At 71.1% G+C, this 9,238-nt stretch carries 8 protein-coding genes; 3 read left to right on the top strand and 5 right to left on the bottom strand.

Going from position 1 to position 9,238, the window contains the following annotated elements:
- Window positions 1-56 precede the first annotated feature (56 nt).
- Window positions 57-758 carry a DUF4191 domain-containing protein gene (locus ACFWY6_RS20240; RefSeq protein ID WP_384692096.1) on the bottom strand — a complete coding sequence of 234 codons (702 nt, stop codon included), beginning with the start codon at window positions 756-758 and terminating at the stop codon, window positions 57-59.
- A gap of 30 nt (window positions 759-788) precedes the next feature.
- Complete coding sequence (locus tag ACFWY6_RS20235) at window positions 789-992, bottom strand: hypothetical protein (protein ID WP_135328862.1); 204 nt, start codon at window positions 990-992, stop codon at window positions 789-791.
- Window positions 993-1,318: 326 nt separating this feature from the next.
- Between ACFWY6_RS20235 and ACFWY6_RS20230 the strand changes: the two genes are divergently transcribed.
- Window positions 1,319-2,614, top strand: coding sequence for an FG-GAP-like repeat-containing protein (locus tag ACFWY6_RS20230; protein ID WP_384692092.1), 1,296 nt, complete (start codon window positions 1,319-1,321; stop codon window positions 2,612-2,614).
- Window positions 2,615-2,629: 15 nt separating this feature from the next.
- On the opposite strand, the gene ACFWY6_RS20225 is transcribed toward ACFWY6_RS20230, so the two are convergent.
- From ACFWY6_RS20225 to ACFWY6_RS20215, 3 genes are read right to left on the bottom strand one after another with little or no spacing between them, the layout of a single operon-like run.
- A complete protein-coding gene (locus ACFWY6_RS20225; protein ID WP_384692089.1) occupies window positions 2,630-5,236 on the bottom strand; it encodes a bifunctional FO biosynthesis protein CofGH in 2,607 nt (868 codons plus the stop codon).
- A 43-nt stretch (window positions 5,237-5,279) separates the two neighbouring features.
- Entirely contained in the window at window positions 5,280-6,170 is an 891-nt protein-coding gene (locus ACFWY6_RS20220; RefSeq protein ID WP_384692086.1) for an LLM class F420-dependent oxidoreductase, read from the bottom strand.
- Window positions 6,171-6,203: 33 nt separating this feature from the next.
- Window positions 6,204-6,743: a hypothetical protein gene (locus ACFWY6_RS20215; protein WP_384692084.1), complete on the bottom strand. Its 540-nt coding sequence runs from the start codon at window positions 6,741-6,743 to the stop codon at window positions 6,204-6,206.
- A gap of 133 nt (window positions 6,744-6,876) precedes the next feature.
- Between ACFWY6_RS20215 and ACFWY6_RS20210 the strand changes: the two genes are divergently transcribed.
- Together ACFWY6_RS20210 and ACFWY6_RS20205 are read left to right on the top strand one after the other, a co-directional pair.
- Window positions 6,877-7,293 (top strand): ankyrin repeat domain-containing protein, encoded by a 417-nt coding sequence (locus tag ACFWY6_RS20210; RefSeq protein ID WP_384692082.1) that lies wholly within the window; start codon window positions 6,877-6,879, stop codon window positions 7,291-7,293.
- A 124-nt stretch (window positions 7,294-7,417) separates the two neighbouring features.
- Complete coding sequence (locus tag ACFWY6_RS20205; RefSeq protein ID WP_384692080.1) at window positions 7,418-8,968, top strand: CehA/McbA family metallohydrolase; 1,551 nt, start codon at window positions 7,418-7,420, stop codon at window positions 8,966-8,968.
- The last annotated feature ends 270 nt before the right edge of the window (window positions 8,969-9,238 follow it).

The following is a 9,238-nucleotide window of genomic DNA, read 5'->3' as shown; positions in this document are numbered from 1 at the left end:
GAGTGGTTCCGGGCGCCCCATATGAGTTTCGAGCAGCGGCTGCGGCAGCGGCAGCGCTAGCGCATCTTCGGTCCGCCGCGAGGCATCCGCATGCCCTTCGGCATCGGCCCCTTCGGCAGCGGCATGTTGCTCATCAGGTCGCCCATCGCGCGCAGCCGGTCGTTGGTCGCCGTGACCTGCGGGCCCTGGAGGACGCGGGGGAGCTTCAGAAGCGTCGTACGCAGCTTCTTCAGCGGGACCTCGCCCTCGCCGGTGCCGACGATGACGTCATGCACCGGGACGTCCGAGACGACGCGCGCCATCTTCTTCTTCTCGGCGGCCAGCAGGCTCTTCACCCGGTTCGGGTTGCCCTCGGCCACGAGCACGATGCCGGCTTTGCCGACCGTGCGGTGCACGACGTCCTGGCTGCGGTTCATCGCCACCGCCGGAGTCGTCGTCCAGCCACGGCCGATCTTGTCGAGCACCGCGGCCGCCGCACCGGGCTGGCCCTCCATCTGCCCGAAGGCGGCACGCTCGGCCCTGCGCCCGAAGACGATCGCCATCGCGAGGAAGGCGAGCACAAAGCCCAGAATGCCGAGATAGATCGGGTGACCGATCCCGAAGCCGATCGCGAGGAAGGCACCGAAGGTGACGATTCCCACAGCCGCGATGACAAGCCCGATCCGCGGATCGGCCTTGCGGGTCATCTTGTAGGTCAGAGCGATCTGCTTGAGTCGCCCGGGGTTCGCGGCGTCCGCCGCGGTTTCCTTCCTCGCCATGTCCTGAAGTCTACGTGTCCCTGGAAGTGACTACGACGTGCGGGTTGTCATCGCCTCTTCGAGCACGCGCAGCGCCTCGGCCCGGTCCTTGGCGCGGCGCCGGTCGTCGAGCACGGACGTCCAGGCGTTGCGGCGTGCGGTGCGCTGGCCGCCGCTCATGAGCAGCGACTCGACGGCACGCAGTGCGTCGGTGACGGACGGGATGGCGGTGGCGCGTACGGGCGCGGCCTGCATGGTGGGGCCCTCCTGAGCGGCTATGGGTAGGGCTGTACGTGGGGTAATTCCAGGGTCACTGATTGGTGTTACCAGGGCGTGACCGACCGGTCAAACACCGATGAAACCTTGACGCTGAGCCGCAGAACGCTGACGCGGCCCGTACGGTCCCCCTCACCTGCGGGGACCGTACGGGCCGCGTCATATCAGCCTCTACTCGGCGGTAGCCGCTTGTGCGCCGATTCACACAGTCGGGCCTGTGGTCCGATCCGGACCACCTGGGGGGGGCGGGGGGGGGCCCCCGGGGGGGGCCGGGCCCCCCCGCCCCCGTACCGCACCGCACTCCGGTGACCGACTTCAACAAGGACGGGTACGCCGACCTCGCCGTCTCCGCGGGCCGCGGCACCGTCGACGGCAAAACCGGCGCCGGCTACATATCGATCGTGTACGGCTCGGCGGCCGGTGCCGACACCGCGAACGCCAAGCAGATCAGCCGCGCCACCCCCGGCATGCCGGGCACCCCCGAGCAGGGGGCGGGCTTCGGCCTGCGCACCACCGCACGTGACCTCGACGGCGACGGGTACACCGACCTCGTCGTGAACGACGAGCCCTACGACGTCGTGCTCTGGGGTTCCGAGTTCGGCCTCACCGGGATCTCGCAGTTCCCCGGCGAGTCCGCGTGGGACCTGAAGGCCGGCGACTTCAACGGCGACGGCAAGGCCGACCTCGTCGCCAACACCCGCGCCGGCCTGGAGACCCGCTTCGGCCCGTTCACCCGCGACGGAAAGCCCGCGTCCAGCAAGCTCCTGGAGATCGGCGAGGACGACGGACCGGCCGACATCATCGTCGGCGACATGACGGGCGACGGCGCGGACGACCTCGTCACCAGCCACTCCTTCGAGGAGATGCAGTACTCCTCGAAGCTGTGGAAGGGCGGCAAGGACGGCTTCACCGGCGCCACCACGCCCACCGGCAAGTACACCGTCGACGGCGTCATCGCCGACGTGGACAAGGACGGGTACGGCGACCTGGTGGCCCGCGAGGTGGACCACGTCTCCGAGATGCAGGAGTACGACGCGGGCGCCGTCCGCGTCGTCTACGGCGCCGCGTCCGGTCTCTCCGACCGCACCAAGAAGATCACCCAGGACACCGCAGGCGTCCCCGGCGTCGGCGAGCAGGGCGACTGGGACCTCGGCGACAAGGGCGACCAGTTCGGCTACTCCCTCTCCGCCGGTGACGTCACCGGCGACGGCTACCCGGACATCGCCGTCGGCGTGCCCGGCGAAGACGTCGACTCCGCGGGCGACACCGGCGCCATCGTCCTCCTGAAGGGTGGCTCGGCCGGCCTGACCGGCACCGGCGCCCAGGCCTTCAACCAGACCACCGCGGGCGTCCCCGGCGTCTCGGAGGGCGACGACGCCTTCGGCTCCGCCGTCCTGCTCGCGGACGTGAACAACAACAACCGCGCCGACCTGACCGTGGGCGCGCCCACCGAGGACGGCACGGTCAAGGACTCGGGGGCGGCCTGGCTCCTGCGCGGCTCCCAGAACGGTCTGACGACGACCAACATCACGTCGTTCAGCCCGTCCTCGCTGGGCACCGCGCAGGACGGCGCCCAGTTCGGCGGACAGCTCGCCCAGTAATCCCCTGGCTGGACCTCAGTCCAGGACGGGAAGCAGCTCCGGGAGGTGGCCGTCCGACGCGGCGGCCGCCTCCTGCCGCTCCCGCGGCACCTCTCCGTACAGCGTCGTCCGCGGCTTGGCCGGACGCCCCGCCTCCTCCGCGATCGCCACGAGGTCCTTGACCGAGCGGTACGAGCCGTAACTGGAGCCCGCCATCCGGGAGATGGTCTCCTCCATCAGCGTGCCGCCCAGGTCGTTCGCGCCCGAGCGCAGCATCTCCGCCGCGCCCTCCGTGCCCAGCTTCACCCAGCTGGTCTGGATGTTCGGGATGTGCGGGTGGAGCAGGAGCCTCGCCATCGCCACCACCGCGCGGTTGTCACGCGTGGTCGGGCCGGGGCGGGCTATCCCCGCCAGATACACCGGCGCGTTGGTGTGGATGAAGGGGAGCGTCACGAACTCCGTGAAACCACCGGTCTCCTGCTGAATGGCAGCCAGCGTGCGGAAGTGGCCGAGCCAGTGCCTCGGCTGGTCCACATGCCCGTACATCATCGTGGACGAGGAGCGGATGCCCAGCTCATGGGCCGTCTTCACCACCTCGATCCACGTGGCCGTCGGCAGCTTGCCCTTCGTCAGGACCCAGCGCACCTCGTCGTCGAGGATCTCGGCGGCCGTGCCGGGGATCGAGTCGAGGCCCGCCTCCTTGGCGGCGCTCAGCCAGTCACGTATCGAAAGGCCCGTACGCGTCGCGCCGTTGACGACCTCCATCGGCGAGAAGGCGTGCACATGCATGCCCGGCACGCGCTCCTTCACGGCCCGCGCGATGTCGAAGTACGCGGTGCCGGGCAGGTCCGGGTGGATGCCGCCCTGCATGCACACCTCGGTGGCGCCGACCTCCCAGGCCTGCTGGGCGCGGTCGGCGACCTGGTCCAGGGAGAGCGTGTACGCGTCCGCGTCGGTCCTGCGCTGGGCGAAGGCGCAGAAACGGCAGCCCGTGTAGCAGACGTTCGTGAAGTTGATGTTCCGCGTGACGATGTACGTCACGTCGTCGCCGACCACCGACTTGCGTACGTCGTCCGCGATGCCGCACAGCGCGTCGAGCGCGGGCCCGTCCGCGTGCAGCAGCGTCAGCGCCTGCGCGTCCGTCAGGCGCGTCGGGTCGTCGGCGGCCGTCTTCAGAGCAGCCCGTACGTCGCCGTCGATGCGGGACGGGACCATGCCGGGCGCGGCCTGCTCGCGCAGCGCGTCCCAGTCGCCGTACACCTCGTCGAAGTCGTCGCGCCGGTCCGACGTGCGCCCCGTCGTGTCGATGGTGCGGTGCAGGTCGGTGCGGCCGGACGAGGCGACGTATCCCTCGTCGGGCTCCTGCCAGGGGTGGCCCTCCACGACCGCGTCCGGACGCGCCAGACCCGTCTCCGGGTCGGCGAGCGCCCGCACGTGCGGAAGGAGCCGCGGGTCGAGCCATGGCTCACCCCGCCCCACGAACTCCGGGTAGACACACAGCCGTTCCTCCAGGCGGAAGCCCGCCGCCGCCGACTGCTCGGCCAGCTCGTCGAGCTGCGGCCAGGGCTTCTCGGGGTTCACGTGGTCGATCGTGACCGGAGAGACGCCGCCCCAGTCGTCGATGCCCGCGCCGATCAGGCGTGCGTACTCCCCGTCGACCAGATTCGGCGGGGCCTGGATACAGCCCGCAGGACCCATGATGTGCCGGGCCACGGCGACCGTCGCGACCAGGTCGTCGAGGTCGGCGTCCGGCATGCCGCGCATGGCCGTGTCCGGCTTGGCGCGGAAGTTCTGGATGATCAGTTCCTGGATGCCGTGGTACGAGCGCGACACGCGCCGCAGCGCGAACAGCGAATCCGCGCGTTCCTCATGCGTCTCCCCGATCCCGATGAGCAGCCCGCTGGTGAAGGGCACGGACGACCGGCCCGCATCCTCCAACACCCGCAGCCGGACAGCCGGTTCCTTGTCGGGCGAGCCGTGGTGCGGCATGCCCGGCTCGCTCCACAGCCGCTCGGCGGTGGTCTCCAGCATCATGCCCATCGACGGCGCGACCGGCTTGAGCCGCTGGAAGTCCGTCCAGGTCATGACGCCGGGGTTGAGGTGCGGCAGCAGACCCGTCTCCTCCAGGATGCGGATCGAGATGGCACGCACGTACGCGATCGTGTCGTCGTACCCCTCCGCCTCCAGCCACTCCCGCGCCTGGGGCCAGCGGTCCTCGGGCTTGTCCCCGAGGGTGATCAGGGCCTCCTTGCAGCCCAGTTCGGCACCGCGCCGCGCGATGTCCAGGACCTCGTCCGGAGACATGAACATCCCGTGCCCCGCACGCCGCAGCTTGCCGGGGACGGTCGCGAACGTGCAGTAGTGGCATTTGTCCCGGCACAGACGGGTCAGCGGGATGAAGACGCTCTTCGAGTACGTGATGACGCCGGGCCGCCCCGCCGCCGCGAGCCCCGCGTCACGCACCCGCGCGGCGGACGCGGCGAGATCCTTGAGGTCGTCCCCGCGCGCCTGGAGCAGCACGGCGGCCTCGGCGGTGTCGAGCGCGACGCCGTCCCTGGCGCGCTTGAGGGCGCGGCGCATGGCGTTGGCGGTGGGTCGGGCCGGCTCCTGCGGTGCTGAGTCCTGCGGCGCGCTGTTGGTCATGGCTCCGAGCATACGAGCGGGCGCCGACAGAAACAGCTACAGGTCAGTGCTGGTTTCCGGCGGCCGGTGTGAGGTGCACGTATCGCTGGAATCCGTCGAGCGCCTCCAGTACGCCGGCCTCCTCGCCCGCGGGCAGCTGCACGATGACTTCGTCGACGCCGAGGTCGGCGTAGTGGGCGAGCTTGCCTTCGGTGGGCTCGACCGCCGAGAGGGCGACGTACAGGTCACCGGGCGGGCGGCCCGCGTCCGCCCATGCCTCCCGGAGCGCCGGGAGGGACTCGCGCAGGCCACCGCCGCCGATGGGCAGCCAGCCGTCGGCGTACTCCGCGATGTGCGCGAAGAGCCTGGGGCCCGCGGCGCCGCCGATGAGGGTGCGGGGGCCGTGCAGGGGCGGCCCGTGTTGCTTGCGCTCTCGGGGGGGCAGCTGCGGCTTCGGGTGTACGTCACTGGCCCGCACGCTCGCGAACTCACCCTCGTAGGCGGTGGGTTCGGTGTCCCAGAGGGCCCGCATGACCGCCATCCGGTCCCGCACGAGGGCGCGCCGGGTGGGCCAGTGGACTCCGTGGTCGGCGGCCTCCTCGCGGTTCCAGCCATATCCGATGCCGAGGGTGAAACGGCCGCCGGAGAGATGGTCGAGGGTGGCGATCTGCTTGGCGAGGTCGATGGGGTCGTGCTGCCCGACGAGCGTGATGTTCGTGCCGAGGGCGAGGGTCCGGGTGACGGCGGCGGCCTGCGCGAGGGCGACGAAGGGGTTGAGCATGCGGGCGCACTCGGGCGGGAGTTCACCGCCGGGGTAGGGGGTTTCGCGGGCCACGGGGATGTGGGAATGCTCGGGGAGGTAGAGCCCCGCGAAGCCCCGCTGCTCCAGCTCCTGGGCGAGGCGGATCGGGGTGATGGTCTCGTCGGTGAGGTAGCTCGTGGCGGCTACTCGCATGGGTCGGCCTCCGGTCAGCGGGGGGGGCGGGGTCTACTTCCTAGCCGTCAGCGGCGCAGGAGTCCATGCCCCGCCCGTGCGGCCCGTCCGCCGCCGGTAGTACGCGACCGTCACCGCGATCAGCAGCGGGGCCCACGCGAGGAGCGGCAGATAGCAGGCGACGAGGATCGCCTCCTGGACCGCGCTGTCGGTGGCCCCCGAGCCAAGGCCCGCCATGTGGGCGTAGAACCCCCAGGCCACAAGCCCGAGTAGCCCCGCCGCGCCCAGCGACGCCGGAACCACCGCCGCCATCGTCCGCACCCTGCGCCCGCCGAGCAGCGGCACCCACCCCGGCACGACCTCGCCCCACCCCCGCACCAGGCCGAGGGTCAGCAGGGCCAGGCACTCCGCGACGACGCTGAGCCCCAGCACGTACACCGTCTGCCACCCGCCGGGGAACGGATCCTTGGCCACCGGCAGCCCCGCGGCCAGGGCGACCCGCCACAGCCCGGAGGGCAGCGTGGCCAGCGGGACGGCGTGGGCGGCGATCACGGCCCAGCGGGGCACGTCCGGCAGTGCGCTCAGCTTCATCATGCGGCCCATGCTGCCGGGGCAGGCACACCCCCCACATCGGCGTACGAGCCGACTCCGCGCCCCGCGCCTCCGCCGCACGGGGGAGCCGAAATTCATACGCCCGCACGCGCACCTGCGACCTAACCTGACCCCCATGAACAGAAGGCGCCGCAAGAAGCTGACGAAACGCCTGGTCCTGGCCGCGCTGCTCGGCCTCCCCACCGAGGTGGAATCGCTGCTGCGCGCGGGCGCCGACCCGCGCACCCCCGACCCCGACGGCACGACCCCCCTCTACATCGCCTCCGTCCAGGGCAACGCCCCCATCGTCCGCGCGCTCCTCGCGGCAGGCGCCGACCCCGACGCGGAGAGCGGCCACGGCGACCAGGGCACTCCGCTGTGCGGGGCCGCCTGCTGGGGACACGTGGACGCGGTCCGCGAACTCCTCGCCCACGGCGCCGACCCCGACCTCCGCGAGGACCGGGGCAGCGGGAACACCCCGCTGTACTGGGCGCTGCACGGCCCTCACGAGGAGACGGCCACGATGCTGCGGGAGGCGGGCGCGAAAGCCTAGGCACTGCCGCACGCACGCCCGACACCACCCGTAAGTCTGTCAATTGCCTTCCCTTGCCGGGAAGTTCACGGCTGAATACCAGGGTTGCCCTGCAGTCTCATCCGACACCCTGGGGAGCCGCCACATGTGCGAGGACGAGCTACACCACCGCAGCAGAGCCACCGACACACCCCTGAACCGGCGCGGACTCCTCGTGACGGGAGCCGCCGCCGCGCTTACGTTGAACAGCGTGAGCTTCGCGAGCGCCGCAGGGCGTGCATCCGGAAGTGACGACGAGACCAAGGTGGTGCGCGGCACGCTGCCCACCGGGTCGGCCGACTTCGTCTACCTTCCGGTCGAAGTCCCGGACGGCGTACGGGAGATCCACGTCGCGTACAAGTACGAGAAGGCGACGGTCCCGGCGGGCACCCAGAACAACGCACTCGACATCGGCGTCTTCGACCAGCGCGGCACCGCGCTCGGCGGCAAGGGCTTCCGCGGCTGGTCGGGCGGCGCGCGCACGGAGTTCTTCATCCGCGCCGACGACGCGACCCCCGGCTACATCCCAGGACCGGTCAAGGCGGGCACCTGGAACATCGCGCTCGGCCCCTACACCGTCGCCCCGCAAGGCCTGCCCTACGAGGTGACGATCACCCTCAAGTACGGGGAGCCGGGCAAGACACCGAAGCCCCTCTACCCACCGGACCGCGCGAAGGGGCGGGGCCGCGCCTGGTACCGCGGCGACTGCCACCTCCACTCCTGGTACTCCGACGGCAGGCGCACCCCGGCCGAGATCGCGGCACTCGCCCGCGCCGCGGGCCTCGACTTCATCAACACCTCCGAGCACAACACGCACTCGGCGCACGCCCATTGGGCCGACCAGGCGGGCGACGACCTCCTCGTCATGCTGGGCGAGGAGGTGACGACCCGCAACGGCCACGTGGTCGCCCTCGGCACGGACCCCGGCACGTTCATCGACTGGCGCTACCGGGCCCGCGACAACCGCTTCGGCAAGTACGCCCGCGAGATCCGCGACGCGGGCGGCCTGGTCGTCCCCGCCCACCCGCACGCCACCTGCGTCGGCTGCAACTGGAAGTTCGGCTTCGGCGAGGCGGACGCGGTGGAGGTGTGGAACGGCGCGTACACCCCGGACGACGAGGTCTCGCTGGCCGACTGGGACAGCACCCTCGTCGCGGCCGTACGCGGCCGCAAGCCATGGATCCCCGCCATGGGCAACAGCGACGCCCACCGCGACCCCGACCCCGTCGGCTCCCCGCAGACGGTCGTCCTCGCCGACAACCTGACCCGCGAGGCGATCCAGGCCGGCATCCGAGCGGGCCACAGCTACGTGGCCGAGTCCAAGAACGTATCGCTGAAGTTCACGGCGACGGGCGGCAAGGGCAAACAGGCAGGCATCGGCGAACGCCTCCCCGTAGACCCCGACGCCCCGGTGACGATCCGCCTCGACGTGACGGGCGCCCCCGCCTGCACGATCCGCTTCGTGACGGACCAGGGCGTCCTCTTCACATCCCCGGCCCTCCCCGAATCGGGAACAGGCACGGCCCAGTGGCAGACGACAGCCTCGTACGCGGCGTACGTCCGCGCGGAGGTCCGCCACGCCCCGGTGGTGACGGGCCTGCCGGGCCCACTGGCCGCCTTCACGAACCCGATCTTCCTGGGGCGTACACCTACGTGACCGCTTCATCACCAACCTGAAGGCGTCACCGTGGGGTCCACTTCAGGCAAACTAGATCAATTCGTTTCACTTCGGGGCAATTAGCATCTTCCTCATTCGTGCAGAGGTCCGGCCGGGGAACATCGGTGGCAAGTCCCAGCCCCAGAACGCCACCCGCTCCCCGGCTCACGCCGAAGGCTCTCAACAGGCAGTTCCCGCCTTGAGGGTGGCCAGCCCAGTCGTCATCCAGGGAGGTGCACTTGACGACTCCGTTCCGTACGAGTGAGCAGA

Source organism: Streptomyces sp. NPDC059037, assembly GCF_042740015.1.
Lineage (GTDB): Bacteria > Actinomycetota > Actinomycetes > Streptomycetales > Streptomycetaceae > Streptomyces.
The sequence above is the reverse complement of the archived record's forward strand: the minus strand, read 5'-3'. Positions and strand labels throughout refer to the sequence as shown.